Origin of the sequence: Butyrivibrio sp. ob235, from assembly GCF_900109475.1 — a bacterium.
GTDB lineage: Bacteria > Bacillota > Clostridia > Lachnospirales > Lachnospiraceae > Butyrivibrio.
The window spans coordinates 316,211-339,339 of sequence record NZ_FOBE01000002.1 but is presented as its reverse complement, the minus strand read 5'-3'; the positions used below and the strand labels follow the sequence as shown (position 1 = coordinate 339,339).

Annotated in this window: 16 protein-coding genes; 3 read left to right on the top strand and 13 right to left on the bottom strand. The window is 41.9% G+C overall.

Annotated features, from left to right (window positions below):
- Positions 1-94 precede the first annotated feature (94 nt).
- Both BMW61_RS03930 and BMW61_RS03925 read left to right on the top strand, forming a co-directional pair.
- Positions 95-532, top strand: a complete 438-nt coding sequence (locus BMW61_RS03930) for a PH domain-containing protein (protein ID WP_022762481.1) — start codon at positions 95-97, stop codon at positions 530-532.
- Between the two features lie 287 nt (positions 533-819).
- A complete protein-coding gene (locus BMW61_RS03925; RefSeq protein WP_175475091.1) occupies positions 820-2,604 on the top strand; it encodes a BspA family leucine-rich repeat surface protein in 1,785 nt (594 codons plus the stop codon).
- Between the two features lie 82 nt (positions 2,605-2,686).
- On the opposite strand, the gene BMW61_RS22260 is transcribed toward BMW61_RS03925, so the two are convergent.
- The 13 genes from BMW61_RS22260 to BMW61_RS03865 all read right to left on the bottom strand — a co-directional run bounded on the left by BMW61_RS22260 (position 2,687) and on the right by BMW61_RS03865 (position 21,770).
- A complete protein-coding gene (locus BMW61_RS22260) occupies positions 2,687-7,009 on the bottom strand; it encodes an InlB B-repeat-containing protein (protein WP_091819916.1) in 4,323 nt (1,440 codons plus the stop codon).
- Positions 7,010-7,172: 163 nt separating this feature from the next.
- Positions 7,173-8,303: a D-alanyl-D-alanine carboxypeptidase family protein gene (locus BMW61_RS03915; protein WP_091819915.1), complete on the bottom strand. Its 1,131-nt coding sequence runs from the start codon at positions 8,301-8,303 to the stop codon at positions 7,173-7,175.
- A 6-nt stretch (positions 8,304-8,309) separates the two neighbouring features.
- Positions 8,310-9,374 carry a tetratricopeptide repeat protein gene (locus tag BMW61_RS03910; protein WP_175475090.1) on the bottom strand — a complete coding sequence of 355 codons (1,065 nt, stop codon included), beginning with the start codon at positions 9,372-9,374 and terminating at the stop codon, positions 8,310-8,312.
- 48 nt (positions 9,375-9,422) lie between these two features.
- Positions 9,423-9,797, bottom strand: a complete 375-nt coding sequence (locus BMW61_RS03905) for a RidA family protein (RefSeq protein ID WP_022762484.1) — start codon at positions 9,795-9,797, stop codon at positions 9,423-9,425.
- A 30-nt stretch (positions 9,798-9,827) separates the two neighbouring features.
- Positions 9,828-10,070, bottom strand: a complete 243-nt coding sequence (locus BMW61_RS03900; protein ID WP_022762485.1) for a hypothetical protein — start codon at positions 10,068-10,070, stop codon at positions 9,828-9,830.
- A gap of 12 nt (positions 10,071-10,082) precedes the next feature.
- Positions 10,083-11,408, bottom strand: coding sequence for a GDSL-type esterase/lipase family protein (locus tag BMW61_RS03895; RefSeq protein WP_091819912.1), 1,326 nt, complete (start codon positions 11,406-11,408; stop codon positions 10,083-10,085).
- 24 nt (positions 11,409-11,432) lie between these two features.
- On the bottom strand, positions 11,433-12,830 hold the full coding sequence (locus BMW61_RS03890; RefSeq protein ID WP_091819910.1) for an MBOAT family O-acyltransferase: 1,398 nt from the start codon (positions 12,828-12,830) through the stop codon (positions 11,433-11,435).
- Complete coding sequence (locus BMW61_RS03885; RefSeq protein ID WP_091819909.1) at positions 12,817-14,229, bottom strand: tetratricopeptide repeat protein; 1,413 nt, start codon at positions 14,227-14,229, stop codon at positions 12,817-12,819. Before BMW61_RS03885 ends, BMW61_RS03890 begins: the two co-directional genes overlap by 14 nt.
- A 33-nt stretch (positions 14,230-14,262) precedes the next feature.
- Positions 14,263-14,430 carry a hypothetical protein gene (locus BMW61_RS21770; protein WP_022762489.1) on the bottom strand — a complete coding sequence of 56 codons (168 nt, stop codon included), beginning with the start codon at positions 14,428-14,430 and terminating at the stop codon, positions 14,263-14,265.
- Positions 14,431-14,476: 46 nt separating this feature from the next.
- On the bottom strand, positions 14,477-15,877 hold the full coding sequence (locus tag BMW61_RS03880) for a bifunctional folylpolyglutamate synthase/dihydrofolate synthase (protein ID WP_091819907.1): 1,401 nt from the start codon (positions 15,875-15,877) through the stop codon (positions 14,477-14,479).
- Between the two features lie 10 nt (positions 15,878-15,887).
- On the bottom strand, positions 15,888-18,560 hold the full coding sequence (locus BMW61_RS03875; RefSeq protein WP_022762491.1) for a valine--tRNA ligase: 2,673 nt from the start codon (positions 18,558-18,560) through the stop codon (positions 15,888-15,890).
- A 492-nt stretch (positions 18,561-19,052) separates the two neighbouring features.
- On the bottom strand, positions 19,053-21,461 hold the full coding sequence (locus BMW61_RS03870) for an ATP-dependent DNA helicase (protein WP_091819906.1): 2,409 nt from the start codon (positions 21,459-21,461) through the stop codon (positions 19,053-19,055).
- A gap of 78 nt (positions 21,462-21,539) precedes the next feature.
- Positions 21,540-21,770, bottom strand: a complete 231-nt coding sequence (locus BMW61_RS03865; protein ID WP_091819904.1) for an HPr family phosphocarrier protein — start codon at positions 21,768-21,770, stop codon at positions 21,540-21,542.
- Positions 21,771-22,041: 271 nt separating this feature from the next.
- Between BMW61_RS03865 and asnA the strand changes: the two genes are divergently transcribed.
- Entirely contained in the window at positions 22,042-23,052 is a 1,011-nt protein-coding gene (gene asnA / locus BMW61_RS03860) for an aspartate--ammonia ligase (protein ID WP_022762494.1), read from the top strand.
- The last annotated feature ends 77 nt before the right edge of the window (positions 23,053-23,129 follow it).

Genomic DNA, 23,129 nt, shown 5'->3' with positions numbered 1-23,129 from the left:
GTGATAAAATACTATCAATAAAAGTATAAATATCCATGAAGTTTACATCAACTATTTTTTCAAGCATAAAAACTTAAAGACAAGGAGATTTGTAATGGCAAAGATATCTAATCCCGCACAGAATGAGGCTTCACTTACAGCAAAAGGCGAACTTCAGTACAAGGAGTACGGAAGGCTTCTTCTTTTCGGTATCCCGTGGCCTTTTAAACGATATGAGGTTTATGACAACGAGATGACAATCATTTCAGGTTTTCTGAGCATCAAGGAAGATGATTGTTTCATGTACAAGATCACTGACGTAGAATTATCGCGTTCATTTTTCCAGCGCCTGGCAGGACTTTCCACCATCACGCTCTTCACCTCCGATGTAACCGACAAGACGATCGTGATGAAGAACATCAAGCACGGCCGCGAGATCAAGGATTTCATCAATCAGGAATCCGAGCGCGCCCGCCTTCGCCGCCGCACCGTCAACATGCAGAATATCGGCTTCGACAATGATGGCGATGGAAATATAGATGATTTAACTTAAGTCGTAGAATACGTCCCGGGTTATGACAACGCTCTATGGACTTGTTGTACATCCTCCGGGACATATTTGGGGGGTAGCCGGTATCATCTATATTTCCATCGTACTCAGTTTTTCCAAGGTCCCTAATTCACCAAATTCTGCAATGTTTGAGCAGATCAGGCTTAAGATATTTTATTAATTGTTTATAGAATATTTACACAATTACCCCCAGTGAATAGCGTACACTATTCTTGTATGTATGCATTCTGAAAAAGAATTAACATGATTAGCTTATGAGGAGGGTGACCATGGATTCTACAAGAAAACTAATTAGAAACTTCATTTTTTGTTTTTGCTTTCTATGCCTATTTTGTGTAAATAAACAAATCGCAAAGGCACAGGATACCACATGGCAAAATGAATACTCAGTAACTGATCAGGATTATGATGATACGAATCATTATTTGTATATTCGTCGGTATACCGGAAATGATTCCGTTGTGTCTGTTCCAAGCAAAGCCATAAAGGAAAACGTTGAATATACTACAGTTATTTACTTTAACGTATTTGAAAATAATGAGAATATAACCAAAGTTACTTTCGCGTCCGGATGCAAAGCTGCCAGCATGAACAACCTATTTCAAGGATGCACAAATCTTACCAGTGTAACATTTAACGACCTTGATACCAGTCTGGTTGGTCGTAATGTAACAGAAACTGTTGGTTCAGGGAATTTCAGAGGTACTTTCTTTGGATGCGAAAACTTGAAAACCCTTGATCTTAGTTTCATTGATGCAACCCATGCAACTTCAATGCAAGCAATGTTGAACGGCTGTACATCCCTGGAATCTGTTAATTTAAGTGGTATAAATACTTCCAATATCAAAGAAATGGGGTCCATGTTTTGGGGATGTGATTCACTAAAAAGTGTGGATTTAAGCAGTTTTGATACAAGTAACTGCGAAGAAATGAAATATATGTTTAATAGATGCTCATCGCTTGAAAAAATCACTTTTGGCCAAAATTTTAGAGCGCAAAAAGTTAAAGATTTTACCGCAATGTTTTCCGGTTGCACATCACTGGCCTCCGTTAATTTGAGCACCTTTGACACTTCTAATGCAACATCATTTTGTAATATGTTTTACTCTTGCCATTCATTAACATCATTTGACTTTAGTCCATTAAACACAGCTAAAGTAAATAATATGTCAGGCATGTTTTATGATTGTACATCTCTTGCTACAGTAACTATAGGAAATGTTGATACTGCAAATGTGACAAACGTAGAAAACATGTTCCGTAAATGTAATTCGCTTAAGACATTGGATCTTAGTAATTTCAATGCAGCGAATATTACAAATGCCTCGTACATATTCTATGAGACACCTAATCTTACTACAATAGATTCCCCTAAAAATCTGTATACTCAGATTGTGTTCTATGCAAATTATAAATATTATCTGGATGACAATAAGGATGGGGCACCTGATTCCGACACAACCTACACTGAGATGATGGCATCAGGAACATCCCACAGATATATTGGAATGACTGAAGATCAAGCAAAGGAAAGCCTTCCTACTTCGGTATCCCAAAGCATAACTCTAGTTCATAAGAAAATAAAAATAGCAAAAGGCGACCAAATTCTCATCAGCTATAAAACTGATGCAAAAAATGTATCTTGGGAGACAAGCAACAAGAAAATTGCTACTGTAACTCAATCCGGTCTCTTGAAAGGAAAAGCAAAAGGAAAATGCACAATAACCGTGACAACTGATGGCGGTGCAAAAGCCACATGCGAAGTCACAGTGCAGAGCAATCCCATTAAACTCAAGAGTGTAAAGGCTTCGAAGAAAAAGCTCACATTAAAGAGGGGCAAAAAATATAATTGTTATACAGATTTTGCAATTCGTCCATATAATTCCTCTATTAAAGATATAAGCTACAGATCCAGCAATAAATCGATTGCAAAAATAGCAAAACATAGCAGCGTCATCATCCCAAAGAAGAAAGGCGAATGTGAAATTATAATTACAGTAAAAGATAAACTCGGAACTATGAGAACCTGTAAACTCAAGGTGATTGTGAAGTAACAGCGCAATGCAGATTGCTATATATAAAAATAAGGAGACTGTGAAAAATGAAAATCATTTCTTCACAGTCTCTTTCTTATTCTCAGCCTTTTTTAAATTTGAAGATAGCTTTCTTGGCGCCGGCTTTCTTAATCTGTTTTACCAGTTTACTGAAAGTTTTCTTGTCCTTACAAATGATGGTAATTTTTGCGCCTTTCTTTATTCCCTTAAAGCTGTTTTTGCCGATAGATTTAAGGTTTTTGGCTTTAATTGTAATCTTCTTAAGATTTTTGCATCCGCTAAAGGCTGACGATCCGATTTTTTCAATCTCCGCGCCTATTGTGAAGCTCTTGAGATTCGTTCTGTTCTTGTATGCATTGGCAGGGATCTCATGAATCTCATCTTCTTGCATATCGGAATCGTCTGCACTACCGGTAGCAGTTTTACTCTTCCCGGAAGTAGTCTCCGAAGGATTCTCATAAGATGATGACGGTACATACTCATAGGAATAGGTGCTCTCATATCCTTCATCGTACTGATAATCATCATACTGATATCCATAGCCCTGTTCGCTATATGGATTAGTACTCTCGCTTCCGGAAGCACTTACAGCCGTCCATTCGGCATATAGGCATGTATCCTCATACAAAGGATAGTCAAAGGTATACTGCATTAACATGTCACCTCTTATAAGCCTGTACCAGCCATTAAATGTATATCCAGCCCTCTGCGCTATTGTAGGTTCTTCAGCAATGCTGCCACTCTCAAAATATTCAGTCTTCAAGACCGCGTTGTCTGAGATGTAGTCCACCTTTATCTTGCTGCAGCTGCAATTATCACAAAAATACTTCCAGTCCTCGTCACTCATCATTTTTTTCAGATCAGCCTTTGCGCCTGAATAAATAATAAAATAATTACAGTTCGTTTGTTTTTTTAATGCTCGGGGCTGTATTTTTGTTATCGACTGCGGAAGATAGATAGTACAGCTATACATCGGATCATACAAAAGATAATTGCTTATTGAAGTGATTCCCTCTTCAATCTCAATTGTCAAAATATGATTTCTGTATTCATACCACGGAACATCCTCATACCTGTTTTCTTCAGGCATATCACCTTTTCCGCTTATTGTCAGCTTATCGTTCTCAATCTTCCAGGTAACATTTCCATATGGATGCTCGTCGCTTAATTTCACAGGCTGTGTCTGCTGCGTGCCTTCACCACCCTGAGAATCGGTGGGCTGTGTCTGCTGCGTACCTTCATTGCCCTGAGAATCGGTGGGCTGTGTCTGTTGCGAACCTTCACCGCTCTGAGTGTCAGTAGGCTTATCATCACCTTTATCGTCTTTGGAGCCAGACTCTTCCGCAGGCGCCAAAGGAATCCATTTTGCATAGATAAATGTGTCATCCGAAATCTTAGTATTAAAGTCAAACTTTTGTGTGTATTCTTCGGAAGTATACCATCCATCAAATGTATATCCTGCGCGCATTGAAACAGAGCAAGGAGACACTGTCATGTTCTTACCAAGATAGTTATTTCCTACAACCTTTCCAAAAGAAACAAACTCAACCTGGACCATCTTACAGTCTATATTGCATCTGCTTATGTTATCCCAGTCATCACTTGTATTCTCTTTAAGCTGGCTCTTAGTGAATATATACTTTATAGTAGTTGAATTATTCAGTCCCCTGAATGCATTTGTGCAAACCTTTTGCACAGACATAGGTATAGTTATCTCCGCAAGGCCGATAGCATCTGAAAAAGCATATGCACTTATTGAGCTTACTCCGTTTTTAATTTCAACTTTTGTAAACTTATCTTTGTACTCCTGCCACGGAATATCACCGGGTGCACTTGCCTGCGGCATATCTCCGCTACCTGCAATCGTAAGAGTTCCCGATACTATTTTCCACGTAGTTGTTCCAAAAGCGTGTTCTTCAGCAAGATCGAATACTTTGGTCCACTTTGCATAGATGTTGGTATCATCTGTAATTTTCTTACTAAAGTCAAATTCTTCAGTGAAAGCTTCTGATGTATACCATCCGTCAAATCTGTATCCTACGCGGGTAGGATCCGCCGATGGCTTCTTATAGACAGCGTATTTATCCAAATATGTGGTTGGTTCTATTTTGCCATCAGAGATACGTTTCACCGCTACTTTTGTGCAAGAAATATTACATGCACTTATAGCATCCCAAGCATTCTCAACTTTTGATTTGAGCTGCGATTTCGTTCCTTGGAAATGAATGGTCGTATCCGCGCCCATTTTTCTAAATGAATTCTGTTTAGCATCATTTATTGAGTATGGTATGGTTATATCCGTTAGTTTCTCTGTATTGTAAAATGCATAAGAACATAACGTACTGACCCCGCTATTAATCACTACTTTGGTATATCTATCTTTATATGCATACCATGGAACAACAGCAGGGTTTGTTGCATCAGGCATAGCTCCGCTTCCGCTTATAGCAAGAACGCCATTTTTGATATTCCAATTGAGATTACCAAAAGCATGATCAGTTTCAAGCTTATCGGGATCCTCCCACTTTGCGTAGAGAGTGGTATCCTCCGAAAGCGCCGTATTAAAAGTATAGCTTTGTGTACATGACGTATCGGTGTACCATCCCTTGAATTCATAATACTTCTTCACGGGATTAGCCGGCTTTGCCGGGATCTTACCAAAAGCACTTTCTACCGAGATTGTTCCTTCATCGGTTCTTGTCACGTAGGTGATATTTACCTTTGAATATTCAATTTTATACTTGTCGTCATACTTTTTCCAAGAATTCCCTAAAAGTGCCTTAAAAGACTTCTTTGTACCATTATAGTGAATTGTTGCGTTCCCACCCAGACCATAAAGTGCATCACTATCAACTTTATTTATTGTCGATGGTATATATAAGTCTTTAAGTTTATACGTATGGACTAATATGTCATCTGTAGCCGAAGTCACCCCTTCCTCTATTGAAACCTCTGTTATGAAATACTCCGATAAAAAACTCCAAGGTGTTTTTAAGTATTCATAATGGTCCATTTCCCCGGTTCCAGATATAGTAAGTTTTCCGTTTACATATGACCAGGTAACATTATCTCCGCAAGAACCGGAGAAAAACTTTTTCTGCCATCCATCATATAAGTATGAAACCGGTTTTCTCACCTGCGTGTCACTACCGCTTCCGGTCGGAGTTCTGAGCCAGGTGGTATATTTAACTGCGCCATTTACAACAGCTATATCATGTATGTATCTGGTACTTTTTATATCCGAATCAAGATAGAAGGTTTCCTTATGAATCCCATGTTCATCCATAAGATAGATTCTGTCTTTATCCGCAGATACCATATAACAGCCGATAAATGCATTTATCTGCCCTGTAGGCAAAGTACTGTCTGTATTTTTTTCTTCAAATAAGTCCGTCCAATCAAGGGTGGATGTTATACTGCTCCCACCTGTACTATAGATATTGAGAATTATCTTTCCGTCTTTACGACTTAAACCTGATATATAGGCTGTATTTCCAATCTCCTTCGACACAGAAAAAATCCTGATTGTACTACCTTTTCTATCCCTGAGGATGACATTATATTTATTCGCTACAAGCTGATAATCCCCATAGCTAAACGCCCATGCATTTCCTGACAGATCAAGACCTGCAAATGAACTTACTTTGGTATCCGTATTACTTGGATATTGGTGGATGTATACTCCATCACTTTTCTGATACATCCAGCCGGCGCTTGTATAGGTAATTGGCTTATCGACATATTTCCAATACCAGTTATCATGATCTTTAGATGTCTTATCATTCGCATAGACATTCTTCCCCTCACACATCCAATCAGTAGATTTATGTCCGCTTCCTATCGTTCCGTTATAAAGTGCATCTCTGCTGACCATAAAATCATCATGAAAACATTTTCCGCTGTCCCCTCTTCCAGGGTCATCCCAGGTGCAATCAACATAGTACCACTTGCCTTTTATCTTTATCATGTTCCAGGCATGATTTAGAATTTTGCTACTAACCTTTTTGCATTCTATCCCAAGTCTGTTCATCACTTGTGCATATGCATCAGCATATCCCGAGCATACACCCTTTTTCAAGACTATAATGCCATATGCAGTATATGCCTGCGCATGACCTATATATCCGTTCTCATATGCATCATAGTCATATTGAGCTGATTCAATCAGATAGTCATGAACAAAAAGTGCCTTTTCTTCGTCACTCCAGGCAGGATTTACTTTACTGACAATGTTTTCAATGCCGCTCTGTGTTTTGACATTCCAGTCCCTTCGCTCAATATAAGATTCATCTATGTATTTTAATGGATCTATCTCTTCTGCTTGAGCGTGGAGTATTCCACTTGAAAATAATAATGCAGAAAAAAGAAAACAGAATTTTAGAATATGTAAATTTATTTTACGCATTGTTCCCTCAAGAAGAAATTTAAAATCATATTTAAACACCCACAAAGCACATAATATCACTATTATGATTGTATATCAAGCAGCTTTTTACATAAAAAGGGCTTTTCCGAAAACAAATGTGTTTTCAGAAAAGCCGTGATTCTAAATTAAAGGCACCATATTTTTATTTCATATATTTAGTATATATCTCCACCTGGTCGTAGATGCAGCGCCAGGAGCTCCAGGCGTTTGCGGATACGCATATGTAGTGACCGCCGCTGTTTGAAACAGTATAGCTTGCTGCGCAGCAGCCGGACTGATTAACGAAGCCGGTTTTCGCGCACATTACATTGCCGCCCGTATCCTTATCCTCGATCCTTCTGAGGAACCAGTTGGATATTGTTATGCCCTCTGGATGCTGCTCAGTTGCGGAAGTTGTGTACTTATGGGCTGACAGGATTTCTCTCGCCAGGTCATTTTCCACAGCGGCCTTCATTATCATCGCCATATCCGTAAGAGTACAGTAATGATCCTCATCATAGATTCCGACACAGTTGGTGAAATGCGCAGAGCCGGAAAGCCCAAGCTCATCCAGTTTTGCATTCATCATATCCACAAAAGCTTCATGAGAACCCGCAACATAATTTGCAAGCGCAAGACCTGCATCCGCACCTGAAGGAAGAATCGTACCGTACATCAGGTCTCTCACGGTAACGGTTTCATCCACATCGAAGCCCACAATACTGCAGTCATTTGAAAAGGTGAAATCCGTGATGTCCCTTGTAATGGTGTAGGTGTCATCAAGATTTTCTACATGCTCTGCTGCCACCAGAATTGTGAGTATTTTGGTCATGGATGCGGGACATATCCTTACATCGGCTGCTCTTTTCGCAACAACCTCTGCCTTGTCCACATCTATAAGGACCGCATTTTCACTAATCACTTCTTCGCTTACTATATCAGCGGTCGAATCCGTGGTATTGACGGTGTAACCCGGTGCAAAGCTCGCAACCTCCGGGGAGAGCTCTTTAACCTCTACATCAGGCTCGGGTTCAGGCTCAGTCTCCGGCGCTACTTCCTGTGGCTGTTCCGGAGCTACCTCCTCCTGCGAAATTTCCTCCTGAATTGTAGATAAATCCGCAGCATCCTCCGTCGTTTTATCCTTATGTAACACTAAAAAAATCACAGAAATAACAGTTATCAATATCAGAGTCGCCGCAACACCGATAATTACCGGTGTGTGTATTCTTTTCTTCTTGGGTTTTCTCCTGATATAATAACTGCTATCCAAATTTCTATATTTATTATTACCCAATACTAATTACCTTGACGAAAGGAAAATCTCCTCTCTCTCCGCATCCTTGTCATCCGGATACGCCTTCCTGTATTTTTCCATTAAAGTTTTTGCCTGCGCATAATTGCCGGCATACTCATAGGCAGTTATCTCATTCATGAGAAGCGCCCTGCTGTATTCGTTGTTACCAAGCGCAAGACCGGCTTCAAATGAATTCACTGCACTGTCATAATCCCCAACATATGTCTGACACAGTCCAAGCTGATTATAAATATCAGGGTGATCGGGATCCTCTGCCAAAAATGTCTTATAAACGCTTATGGCATAGTTGTAGTCTCCCTGCTTTTCTCCTGTCTGTCCAAGCAGCAAAACCACCGGTGCTTTCTGCGCATCTCTCTCATTTCTTGCGAGCTCGAGATAGCTCTGTGCATCGGCATTATTGCCCAGATAATAGGATATCTGTCCCTTTTCATAATTAGTCATATTAGGGTCAGTGTTATTGAGGCAGGCTTCGAGAATCTCTCTGCCCTCTTCCTCAAATCCGTTAGCTGATAAAGCTTTGTATATCATTATTCTGAGGTCATAGTTGCGAGGTGACAGTGTCATAGCCTTATTAAAATCGGCAGTAGCTCCATCGTGATCACTCATGTAAAGTCTCGCCATTCCGCGCATGTAATAAGCATCCTTGTCCTTCTTTCTAAGCGCAAGGATAGCGTCATATACCTTAATGGCCTCATCATATTTTTCCTGTTTTATATAAGTGTCAGCCAGATAGTAATTGGTGTCAAAATCCATATCACCGGGGATTCCGCTTGTGGCTGCAAGTGATTTCAAAAAGTTCTCAGCTGCAGAATCATATTCTCCGAGGATCTTGTCCAAAAGTCCTTTTGCCCTGTACAAGACTCTGGCGTTTTCCCCCGCCTTCTCAGCAGCATCAAAGCACTGAGCTGCCTCTTCATACTCATGGCTCTCGATATATGCAAGTCCACGATCAACGTTCTTGTGGCTCGCTATGTTTCCACATCCGCTGCCAAAAAGCAGTGCCCCCAACATTACTATCACTGTCGCTGTCATGTTACTGCGTACAGTCATTATCATTCCATCCCTTTAATCCGCTGGCAGTTCTGCCAGCTCATTCGATTATTTTAAATATGCGATGATCTCTACTTCGCAAAGGACATCCTTGGGAAGTTTCTTTACTGCTACGCAGCTTCTTGCGGGTTTGCTGGTGAAGTATTTCTCATATACAGCATTGAAAGCAGCAAAGTCAGACATCTCTGCAAGAAAGCAGGTTGTCTTTACGACATGACTAAAATCGGTGTCTGCTGCCTTTAAGATTTCCCCAATATTTTTGCACACAAGGTCAGCCTGCTCAGAGATGTCACTTCCCTCGATTCCGCCTGTTGCGGGATTGATCGGGATCTGACCTGAAGCATAAAGAAAATCCCCTGCCTTGATTGCCTGTGAATAAGGTCCGATTGCTGCCGGTGCCTTGTCTGTTGATACGTATTCCATACTTTTCTCCTCCGTTAAAAAGTGCATTTTTTATTGTTTATCAGAATCGAACGCGGCTGTAACATAGAAACCGCGGTCGTTTTCCTCTACCTTAAGAACCACTCCCTTGCGCTCGCTCATCCTCTCTCTGAAGGGATAATTAGCTGACATGGCCAGTGAAGGATCTATCGTATAATACACATTACTGGGGAGTTCACCCTCAGTAACGGTAATCTCATCCCCCTCCTTCAACAGCCCGGGGCGTTCCATTTTAAAAACCATTTCTCTTACCATAATCTGTCTTCCTTACTGTGCCGGAGCTTCCGGTTGTGCCTCCTGTGGTTGTTCTGCAGGCTGTTCTGCTGCCTGCTCCGGATTTTCCTGCTGAAGTCCCTGCTGAATCTGCGGAAGATCATTCTCATTTACATAAGCATGTTTTTTCAAATAATCATACCATAATGCGTAAGATTTTGCTTTCAAATGTACGTTATCAAATGAAAGATCTTGTCCAAGCGCACCGTGCTCATCATCCGTAGCACTGTTCATGTCTATGTAAAATACATGCTCGCCGTCAGCCAGCGTGGAAAGTGCCTCATTTCTTGCATTTATTGTCGAGTTTTTGAAAACTCTGTCGCTTTCACTCTTTTTATGAGTTACATGCATTATTCCCTGAATATAAATGATCGCGTCAGGCTGAAGTTCTCTTATTCTTGAAACAACTGCGCCGTAATCGGCAGCAAAACTCTCAGCAGTTCCACTTCCGAGCTCGTTTAAGCCGAGCATTATATAAATCTTGGCAAATTGCTTCCTTGTAAGAGCTTCCTCCACCGTAACCTTCTCTGTAGGAAGGTCTTCTTCGGAGCCCTCATATCCTTCAGGCGGTACGACCCTGGCTGTCACGAAGGGCTTCTTGTTAAAGCCGTAGATAGTCAGTGATACTTTAGCATAGAAGGTAGCACGCTCATCCAGCTCCGGACAATATTCAGACAGTCCCACGGTTCTTGAATCACCAATGAAAAGTGCATCATCAAAATAGGAATCGGGAACAGCTGTCTCGACATAATTTATGTGTTCCGGGGCAGTAGCTTCCTGAGGTTCCGGAGGTACTGTGTTGTCTTCTGCAGCCGCAGGCGCTGCATTGCCATCACTTACTGCAGCATCGCCGTCGCTAACAGCCGCTGCATCTCCATCACTTACTGCTGCATTGCCGTCGCTTACTGCTGCATTGCCGTCGCTTACTGCTGCATTGCCGTCGCTTACTGCTGCATCCCCGTCACTAACTTCCGGCGCTGCAGCTTCATCGGATGCTTCCGCCACCTGTTCTTCAGGATTCGCATCTGCCCCCGTATTCTCATCCGATAATCCGGAAGCAAAGTCCTCCTCATCACCGTTATCTATTGTATCATCCAAAGGCATCGGGATTCCAAAGAATTTTGCCTGAATTAGAGATACAAGATAAGGCCTCTCCCCGTTCATTATTTTTCGAAGCGGGAAGCTAAGGAGCGGTGCATCTGCAGCATTATATTCAGTTTCATCATACACACTCTTCTGTCCAAGTGCGGCATCCGCAGTAAAAAACAGTGCCACAACAAGAATGCCTACGGACAGGAAGTGCCTGCCAAATTTTTTCATAAATGCTCCAATGTAGCTCTTCTCTTAAAATGAGAAATACAAAAACGGATTGCCGGCCTTTGTTGATACGAAAGCCGCACATATCCAAAACAGAAGAAGCATTACTACCTTTATGTGTAAGTCTTTTCTGTGTTTTTCAAAATAATCGTAAACAGCCGGAATAAGGAATATGAAACCTCCCACGAAAAACGGCCAGTACATCGACAGGAGTTTTACGAGGTCTCCGGGATTTACCGCAATTCCGCTTCCGGAAACAGGAATCATTCTTCCCAGATAATTAAACAAATCCTCCTTAACAGGAAGGGCAAATATAACCCAGGTTATCGGCACCATTATTAGTACATGGACTCTGCCGATCACTGAGAGAAGCTTTTTATTAAAAGTCCAGACAAACTTCTCGAATATGATCATTATCAAAAGCAGACCTGCCCATACCAGGAAGTTAACTGTAACACCATGCCAGAGTCCGGTGAGAAGCCACACAACAAAGAGGTTTCTTATTGTTAAAAACTTACCCTTTTTGCTGCCACCCATAGGGAAGTAGATATAATCCCTGAACCATGAGCCAAGTGTCATATGCCATCTTCTGTAAAATTCGCCTACTCCTTTTGACGAATAGGGATGATCGAAATTACGCACAAACGGAAATCCCAGCATCACACCGATTCCGGCAGCCATAAGTGAATATCCCCAGAAATCAAAGTAAAGATTCATGGAGTAACATACCACTCCTACCCAGGCGAGAGGTGTTGAAATACTCTCATAGCCGATTGTACCTATCTCATTCCACATCATGGCGAGATAATCAGCGAGAAGTGCTTTCATGGCAAAGCCAAGTGTGAAGAACATAAGTCCCTCTTCAATCTTATCAAGATGCAGACGTTTTCTGAATTTAAAAGCCATAAATTCATCTTCTGTGCCCGATAAAATCTTATTTTTTTCAAAATCGGAATATCTCATGATAGGGCCGGACATAACCTGCGGGAACATTGCAAAATATGCTGCTACCGCAATAATCCCGGGACATTCACGTATTTTTCCCTTATATAGATCTGCCTGATAGCTGACCATTTTGAATGTAAAGAAGCTGATTCCGAGCGGAAGCGTCTGTATATTCCCATAGCTTACAAGGAACTTGAAAGCAAGAAGAAGTATTACATCAGACGCGATAATGAGGAAAAGAAATAACTTACTTTTCTTATGACATTTATATGAGAATAAGATGTTTACCACGATTGCAGCTGCAAAGACCACCATGCTCATGGGGTCTCCAATTGCATAAAATGCAAGACTGCCCACCAGTAGAATCAGTGGACGCAGCCTTGCCGGTAATACATAATATGCAAGTAGAAAAATCGGAAGAAATCTAAATATAAAAGATAAATCCGAAAAATTAATAATATTAGGGTTAATCTGAAGCATTATTAATCTCTGCTAACTTGGTCTCGGCGGAGCTTGCGCTACGTGTATCCGAGAAATCATTCACAACCTGGTCGTATACAACCTTTGCATTGTCAGTGTCGCCGCTTTCATAGTAGGCATTTCCCAAATTATAGAGTGCATCGACATTGGTGTTATCATACTGGAATGCCTTGGATAACAGGCTGATGGCTGTTTCAAAGTCACCATTTCTGTATGCCTCGTATCCTGTATTGTAACTTCTCTTCGAAAGTTCACTACCCACAAGAACCATAAAGGAATTGTAGAGCGCTGTAAACTGCGCGGAAGGTGCTCCTTCCATGTTGTTAAGATCAACTCCCTGCATCTGAGTTTCGATAGTATCCATATCCTCCGGATTTGAAAGATATGCTGAAACCGCAGCCATAAGATCGTTAGGTGCAGAGCCGGTTGTCTCCGTCTCTTTGTAGGAATCAACTTCAGTTTTCAATTCCTCAAGCTCAGTAGTGAGGGATGCTATCTGCTGTTCGTATTCACCCATCTTGGCTGATTTGGAATCGGATTCCTCGCTTATAGCAGAAATCTGCTCTCTGAAGCTCGCGTTCATGGACTGAATTCTGGCAGGTAATATCAGATAATATGCCGCCGCCATACCAAGAACAACGCCTAGCACTATTCCCCAGATTGATCCGCTCCTTGTAAATACATTGGTGCGAACAGGCTGGATTATTGTTTCGTTACCGCTCTGATAACGGATAATATCACCCTTAACCTTTGCTTTTTCCTCTCCCGACTTGGCTTCCTGAGGATCCATCATTGCCTCAGCTTCCTTAAGATATCTGGCTGCCATAACATTGCCCGTATCAAGCTTCAAGCTCTTTTGAGCTTCAGTCTTGGCCTTGGCATAATTGCCATTGTTCAGATATAAAAGAGCAAGTAAAAGGTGTGCTCTGATAAATCCGGGATTCATCGACAAAACCTTTTTAAGCTGGATTATAGCCATGTCAAGTCTGTCCTGATGACAGTGATTAAGTGCAATATTGAACTTTTTAATAGTCTGGTTGAAAGTCTCCAATCTGGACGGATCATTTCTAACAAGATCCATGTAATCGTCCGCTGCGTTGTCCTCCGGCTTAAGGTTTTTACTTATTACCCATTCGCTCAGAGCAGCAACAACTTCACCACACTCATAATAGACCAGTCCCAAAAGGTTTCTGGCCTGAATATTACTCTTATTCAATTTAAGACTCTGATGCAGTGATTCAATGGCTCCCGAAAGATCACGAATCTCCGCTCTCTCCAAACCATCGTTATAATAGCGGTTGGAAAGCGACATGATCCTTTTGTAAACTTTTACAGCTGCACCACAGTTCGGGCAGAAATCGTGCTCAGTGAGCTCCGCCCCACATTGATAGCATTTCATAATATGAAGTCACTCCCTATTGTATGCAGAGTATCAGTGGATACGTGTCTGACGGCTCATCTCCTCAGCCTTCGCATCCTTTAACAGGCCAACCAGCACGTCGGCCATGTCGTCCAGATCCTGATTATAAATAATCTCTTCTGCATCCTCTATCTCGAGGCTGGGACGAAACTTCTTAAGTTCATTCTCAAAATTGATCATTGTAAAGCTCCCAAAGAAACAATCTCATAAGAAAAACAAATATACATCAGTGTCCGGGTAAAATACCCAGTGTCTCCCTCACCTGACCGACAAGATAAAGCGATCCGGCTGCAAATACCACATCTCCGGCTCCGCGCTCGGTTATGATGTCCATAAGAGCATCCCTTACACTTGTATAGTAGGAAAAACGAATATCGCGTTCAATATTCGCATTTCGCATCTCAGATTCAAAAGCGGCACGAAGCTGTGACTCGGAAACGGATCTGCCGGTTTCAAGCACTGAAACACAGACCTCATCAAAAATTCCGCTCTCCAGTATCTGCCTTATCATAAGATGGTATTGTTTGTCGGCAACAGCTCCAAACAGCAGCGTTCTCTTCTTCTCACAGGGTACTTCTCCCGCGCATTCAAGGAAAGCCTCCATACCATCGACATTATGTGCACCATCAACATAAAAGCCCGGAAGAATAAGTTCCATTCTTCCTCCCCATCTGGCCCTTTTCAAGCCATAGCTGATGTCTTCATCTGCTATGTTAACACCGATATCTCTAAGGGCTCTTGCACACATTATCGCAATAGCGGCATTTTCTGTTTGGAATTTTGCGACAGTCTGCAAGCGCAGACCGCAATATTTATCATACTGAGATTCATAAGAAAAATCAATGCAAATATTACCCGCATCATCCGGTGCGGTTTTAATATCCTTCACATAATCAGGCTCTACCTTGTAAACCTTGGCAGATAATTCCTCTGCACGCTTTTCAATAACCTCAGTACTCTCATCACGCCTGTTGCAGAAAACAAGCGGAGTATTGCTGCGTATTATTCCTGCCTTCTCCCCGGCAATCCTTGAAATGGTATTGCCAAGGTATTGCATGTGATCCATGCCTATCTCTGTGATCACGTCAAGTACAGGCTGGTGAATACTGTTTGTGGCATCAAGTCTTCCTCCAAGTCCGGTCTCAAGGACAAGATAATCCACCGGATACTTTTCATATAGAAGCATCGCCATAAAAAACAAAAACTCGAAATATGACGGAAAATCGTCATCGTAATTATATTCTTTTATTATTCTAAGAAGGTCTCCGAATATCTCGCAGAAAATCGAATCCTCTATGGGTTTGCCGTTTATACAAAACCGCTCCGTTACCTTTACCAGATGCGGTGATGTAAACATTCCTACAGAGAAACCCGCCTGTCTCAAAATCTCCGACAGATAATTGCACACAGATCCTTTGCCGTTGGTACCGGCAACATGGATTATGTGCATTTTCCGGTCAGGACTTCCTATAAATTCCAGGAATTTCCTTGTCTCCTCCACAGAGTGTTTCTCCGTGAAAGCCGGTATCTGATCTACAAAGCGGTCGCATTCGTAGAATCCGAGCCTTTCCCCTGCATCAAGACGCGTAAGCAGCTCATTGATGCTGTTTTTCAACTCTTCCATCATAGTATTATCATCACTTTTTCAGCTGAGCCAGTCTCTCTTCAACCTGTGCGAATGTCTGCTCGTACTTCTTCTGCTTCTCTTTTTCTTCCTCGATCTTCTCAGCGGGAGCCTTAGAAAGGAACTTCTCGTTTGAGAGCATATTCTGTGATCTCTTAAGCTCGCCTTCGAGGCGCTTCTTTTCCTTCTCAAGTCTCTCAATCTCGGCCGAGATATCTACAAGATCTGAGAACGGCATATATATTGTAGCTTCAGCAAGAACCACCGATACAGCATCCTCGGCAATGCCTGCCTTATCGTTCTGGCAAACTGACTCGGAAGCGCTTGCAAGTGTCTCGAAGAAAAGCTTACCTGTACGGAAGATATCAAGAACCTCTTCCTTTTCGGATACTACGTAAACCATGGCTTTTCTTGAAGGAGCAACGTTCATCTGTGTACGGATGTTACGGATTCCTCTTACTGCTTCCTTGATAGTCTCAATAGACTTCTCGTCAGCGGCATAGTTCCACTCCTCCTTGTACTCAGGCCACTTGGAGATCATGATTGACTCCTCTTCGTCCTGAAGTGTGCAGAAGATTTCCTCTGTTACGAAAGGCATAAACGGATGAAGGAGCTTAAGTCCGTCAATAAGTACTGTCTGAAGAGTCCAGAGAACTGCCTCGTGAGATTTCTTATCATCCGAATTGTAGAGACGGGGCTTAACCATCTCAATGTACCAGTCGCAGAATTCATCCCAGATAAAATCGTAAACCTTCTGAACAGCGATTCCAAGCTCGTACTTATCCATGTTTTCGGTAACTTCACGGATTGTATTGTTAAGTCTGGAAAGGATCCAGTGATCTACAGGCTCAAGTCCCTCAGGTGCGGGCTTGTTGATTGCACTCTTTTCATCCTCGCCCATGTTCATCATGATGAAACGTGATGCATTCCATACCTTGTTGGCGAAATTACGGCTGTTCTCAACACGCTCGTTGTAGAAACGCATATCATTACCGGGTGCGTTACCTGTGATGAGTGTAAGTCTGAGCGCATCTGCACCGTAGTTATCGATAATATCAAGCGGATCAATTCCGTTGCCGAGGGATTTACTCATCTTTCTACCCTGAGAATCCCTTACAAGGCCATGGAAAAGAACTGTGTGGAAAGGATATGTTCCCATGTTTTCATAACTGGAGAATATCATTCTGATAACCCAGAAGAAAATGATGTCATAACCTGTTACAAGTACGTCTGTAGGGAAGAAGTACTTGAGTTCCTTAGTATCATGAGGCCATCCAAGTGTCTCAAACGGCCAAAGTGCTGATGAGAACCATGTATCAAGTGTATCGGGATCCTGAGTCAAATGATCGTGTCCGCACTTAGGGCAAACTGTGGGTGCCTCTTTTGATACAACTACCTCTCCGCACTTGTCGCAGTAATATGCAGGGATTCTGTGTCCCCACCAAAGCTGTCTGGAAATACACCAGTCACGGATATTGTCGGTCCAGTTGAAATAGGTCTTATCCATTCTCGGCGGGATAAGCTTGATCTCGCCTTCCTTAACAGCCTTAACTGCGGGCTTTATAAGCTCGTTCATCTTTACGAACCACTGAGCCTTGATCATAGGCTCAACAGTGGTGTGACATCTGTCATGTGTACCTACATTATGAGAGTAGTCCTCGATTTCTACAAGAAGACCCATCTCATCGAGTTCCTTTACGATGGCATCTCTTGCAGCATATCTGTCCATACCCTCGAACTTGCCACCGTTGGCATTGATTGTGGCGTCATCGTTAAGTATGTTTATCTCCTCGAGATTGTGGCGCTTACCTACCTCGAAGTCGTTAGGGTCGTGACCGGGTGTGATCTTAACTACGCCGGTACCGAATTCCATATCCACATAAGAGTCCTCTACAATAGGAAGTTCTCTGTTTACAATAGGAAGAAGAACCTTCTTACCCTTGAAGCTCTTGTATCTGTCATCATCAGGGTTTACTGCTACAGCAGTATCTCCAAGCATTGTCTCGGGACGTGTTGTAGCGAACTCGATGAACTCGGTCTTGCTTACTGTTCCGTCCTCATCAATTACAGGATACTTGATATGCCATAAATGACCTGCCTGCTCCTCGTACTCAACCTCTGCATCTGAAATAGAAGTCTTACATACAGGGCACCAGTTTACGATACGGCTTCCTTTATATATGTAGCCTTTCTCATGCATTTTGCAAAAGACCTCTGTAACAGCTTCGTTACAGCCCTCGTCCATTGTAAAACGCTCTCTGTCCCAGTCGCAGGAAGAACCGAGCTTTTTAAGCTGCTGAATAATGGTTCCGCCGTACTCTTTTTTCCACTCCCATGCTCTCTCAAGGAACTTCTCACGTCCGAGGTCTCTCTTATCGATGCCCTCTGCCTTAAGAGTGTCAATGATCTTAACCTCAGTAGCAATGGAAGCATGGTCTGTGCCGGGCTGCCAAAGCGCATTGAAGCCCTGCATTCTCTTATAACGGATAAGTATATCCTGCATTGTGTTATCAAGGGCATGTCCCATGTGGAGCTTACCGGTGATATTCGGAGGCGGAATTACAATAGTGAAAGGTTTCTTTGTCTCATCCACCTCTGCATGGAAATACTTGTTATCTTCCCATTTCTTGTAAAGTCGATCCTCAATTCCCTTGGGATCATAGGTTTTTGCCAATTCTTTTCTCATAAAAATATCCTCTTTATCTATATCAGCATATATTGTTCTATGATATTGCAAACACCAGCTTTTTGTCAAATAAAGTCCTCATTATGAAGCATAATTTAGAAATAAAAATGTGAGTAGATTTTGTGTGTGACACTTATGTCATGTACTTAAATAGGTTTACATAGTTTTATTGACTATGTTAGTATCATGTTGATATTTCGATTATCTTTAGCCCAATATCGTAAACCACTCCGAATTCCCATTTTATGCCACTTTTGAAAATAGCATTTTCGGAATATCCCCAATTTCCACAGAGTTATCCACATATACACGAGTGTCATTTTTCTGGTATACGAGGGTCATATTGTATTAATAAGGGCATTATTTTTCAAATAATTCAAACTATTCAGACTATTGTTTGGTTAACATAATATATTTACTTTCTATCATTATGTTAACCATACCCTTTATGCGCTTGAAAAACACCTCGATTTATATGATAGTTTCCATTTTTTATTTGGCTTCTATCCGCTTCCAGAGCGCCTTCACATCATTTTTGACTCTACTGGTCGATGTTCTGATTATCCCCTTCCACTCCCTTGGAAACATCTCATAATATGACCGTTGCAAAAATCTCTCATCAAGAAGAGCTACTATCCCGGCATCAGTTTCCGTGCGTATTACTCTTCCTGCTGCCTGAAGTACTTTATTCATCCCGGGATATCTGTAGGCATAGTCAAAACCATCCTCATCACTAAGCTCAAAGAACTCCTTTATTATCTCTCTTTCGTTACAAACCAGGGGGATTCCTGTGCCTACTATGATAACGCCTATGAGGCTGTCATCCTTCAGATCTATTCCCTCTCCGAAGATTCCACCCATCATACAAAAGCCGAGGATGCTTTTGGAAGGCTCCACCTCAATCTCCATGTTGATAATACTTTCAAGGTCAATATCGTTAGCCGGCGAAAAACGGGATAGAAATTCCTCTCGCTCCTCCTCACTCATAATCTCCTGCTGAACAAGGATTTCCTGGGTATTCTCATCATAATATTCCTGCTCAAAAATATATCCTACTTCATCCATGAATACCCTGGATGGAAAGAATATCATGTAATTACCGCTTTTGGCGCTTACAATGGCATCAATATACGCCGCTATTTTCCTGTATTCATTCTCGCTTCTTCTAGTGTATTTGCTGGTGACATCGGAGGCAATCAGCCTTCCGCACCTCGAAGGATCAAAGACAGAGTGCGCATAGATTTCATAATCTTCAGATGTTCCTCCAAGAAGCTTCTTATAGTACTGAATCGGAAGAAGGGTTGCAGAAAACAATATTGTAGATTTAGCCCTCTCCATGCATAGAGAGAGGTTATCTGAAGGATCGGCACACAAAAGTTTAATTCTGAAGCCGTTTTCTTCATCATTTTCCGCAAAAATCACATATTTTTCATTAATTAGTTCATATATTGTCGCAAATCCGGATATATCGAAATAAAACTCGAGAATTTCATCCCTGTACATCCCCTCTGTGTGATCTTCAAGCCATGAGGAGATAACATTGATGATCAGGTTGATCTTCTTTATCAAAGGTGAGATATCATCAAGCACAATGGCTGTCTCGCACTCATCACGATATTTCTCCATCTCCGTGCATATAGAAGCCACGATATTGGCAATCCTCGGATGCACAGCTTTTATCAGGCTCTCAAAGGCCCTTAATACTTCAAGGTTAATCGCCTTGCTGTACATATCCCTTCCTCTGTCCAGCAGATTATGGGCCTCATCTATAAGGAATATATTCTCACCCTTATTACCGGCCGCAAAGAATCTCTTCAAATATATAAAAGGATCAAATACATAGTTGTAATCGCAAATAATAGCATCCGCAAAAAGACTGAGATCAAGTGAGAGCTCAAAAGGACATACACTGTGCTTTTTTGCATAATGCTCTATAGTCTGCCTGTCGAAGCTGTCCGCCTTGGTCAAAACCTCGTAAATGCAGTCGTTAATCCTGTCAAAATGACCTTCTGCGTAGAGGCAGGCCGCGGGATTGCAGTCGCTCTTTTCAATAAAACATATCTTATCCTTCGCAGTGAGTGTCACTGTCTTGAATTTAAGTCCCTGCTCCCTTCTTAGTATCTCGAAGGTCTCCTCAGCCACTGTTCTGGTTATGGTCTTCGCCGTCAGGTAGAAAATCCTGTCCGCTTTATCCTCACCGATAGCCTTAACAGCAGGGAAAACAGTACTAATGGTCTTGCCTGTGCCTGTAGGTGCCTCGAGAAAAAGCTTTCTGCCATGGTAGATGGTTCTATACACGCTTGCTGCAAGATCCTTTTGTCCCTCTCTGTAAGGAAAAGGAAACTGCGCCCCCTGTATGGATTTCTTTCTCACCTCATCCCAGGTTGCAAGGTACTCTGCCCATCTGTGATACAAAGAAAGCGTATTTTCAAACCACTCTATAATCTCCGCAGCAGTATGATCTTCCTCAAAAAGCTTTATTTCCTCTGATTCTATATTGCAATAGGTGATCCTGACGCTTACCTTTTCAAGCTCATTTTGCATTGTCAGGATTGCAGCATAGCATCTGGCCTGAGCCAGATGAACGTAGTCAGGCTCCTTTATTTTCTTCAAATCCCTGTAGGTGCCTTTAATTTCATCGACGAGAAGAGGCTTATCCTTCCTCTCCATTACTCCGTCGGCTCTGCCATCTATGGTCAATATGTAGTTAGTATCCGTGTGTGTGTAACTAAGCGGGACTTCCGCCTGATAATCCGACCCCATGCGCTTTTGGATCATGCGGTGTATTCTTCCGCCCTCCTGCATCGCAGTGTCAGGTGCATGATGTATTCTGTTGTCCAGATTGCCTGATCGGAATAGAAACTCGACCAGGGCTCGAACTGAGATTTTAATTTCCTTCATAATATGAAAACTCCCCATGACAGTATATCATGGGGAGCCCATCGTTTCAGATAAAACTTTATGCGCAATGATATATAATTAGCAAGCTACAGCGTGCTCACTAAGATAGTTTTCGAATTCCTTGTTGAACCCACGATAGCGAACCGTAAGCGGGCAGTCAAAGTTAAGGCCAAAGACACCAAGTATAGACTTAGCATCTACTGTAAAATGGTTGTACGAAACGTCTACATCGAAATCGCACTTAGTTGCAGCGCTAACAAAATCCTTTACCTGATTCGGTGTTAATTTGATTACTTTCTTAATTTCCATAGTCTTTAATCTCCTTACAATGAGAAATTATAAATCAAAAAAACGAAAAAATATTGTAGATTTTCTTAGGAATTTCTTAAGACTTTCTTAAAACGATTAAGTTGCGGATATTACGCGTTTTTTTGAGGTTGTTAATTCAAAATTTACTACCATTTCATGGCTCTTTTGGTGTGAATTATTAAAAAACCGCATAAAATGCAAATATTTTGCTTGCATGAAGCGAAAAAAAGCGCTTTAATTTTAAATATATTTTATCGAGAGGAGCATTGTTATGGAAAATCTTATTATTCCCCAGGATTACAAGTCTGCATTAAACCTCCACGACACGCAGGTCGGTATCAAAACAGTTAAGGACTTTTTTCAGAATACTCTTTCTGAGAATTTGAATCTTCTCCGTGTTACCGCGCCCCTGTTTGTTGCGCCCGAGTCAGGACTTAATGATAATTTGAACGGCGTTGAGCGTCCCGTAGCCTTTGATATCCGCGAGGAGAATGAGCGTGAAGCTGAGATAGTTCACTCACTTGCTAAGTGGAAGCGGTACGCACTTAAAAAATACGGCTTCAAAGTCGGCGAAGGTCTCTATACCGACATGAACGCAATCAGAAGAGATGAGATTCCCGACAATATCCATTCGGTATTCGTAGATCAGTGGGACTGGGAGAAAATCATCAGCAAGGCAGACCGCAATTTTGACTTCCTTAAGGACACTGTTCGTACAATATATAAGGTTCTTCGCAAGACTGAGAAGTATATGTCAATTCAGTATGACTATATAGAAGAGATCCTTCCTCATGATATTTTCTTCATCACCTCACAGGAGCTTGAAGATATGTATCCGGGAAAAGATGCCAAGGAGCGTGAATATCTCATCACAAAGGAAAAGGGTGCTGTTTTCATCATGCAGATTGGTGATCTTCTTGCATCCGGCGAGAAGCATGACGGAAGAGCTCCGGACTACGATGACTGGGCATTAAACGGCGATATTCTTGTTTACTATCCCGTGCTTGATATTGCACTTGAGCTCTCATCCATGGGTATACGTGTAGATGAGGATTCTCTTAAGGAGCAGCTCGAGAAGGCCGGCTGCACAGAGCGTGCAGAGCTTCCTTTCCAGAAGGCTATTTTGGAGAAAAAGCTTCCCTATACCATCGGTGGTGGTATCGGTCAGTCAAGACTTTGCCTCTTCTTCTTAAGAAAGGCACACATCGGTGAAGTACAGTGCTCACTTTGGGCTGAGGATTACACCGACTATGCAAGAGAAAACGGTATACCGCTGTTATAATATCGCTATTTGATTTTCATTGAAAACACCCAATAATTCTGTTGACAAAGATTATGAAATAGCATTAAATTAAATCG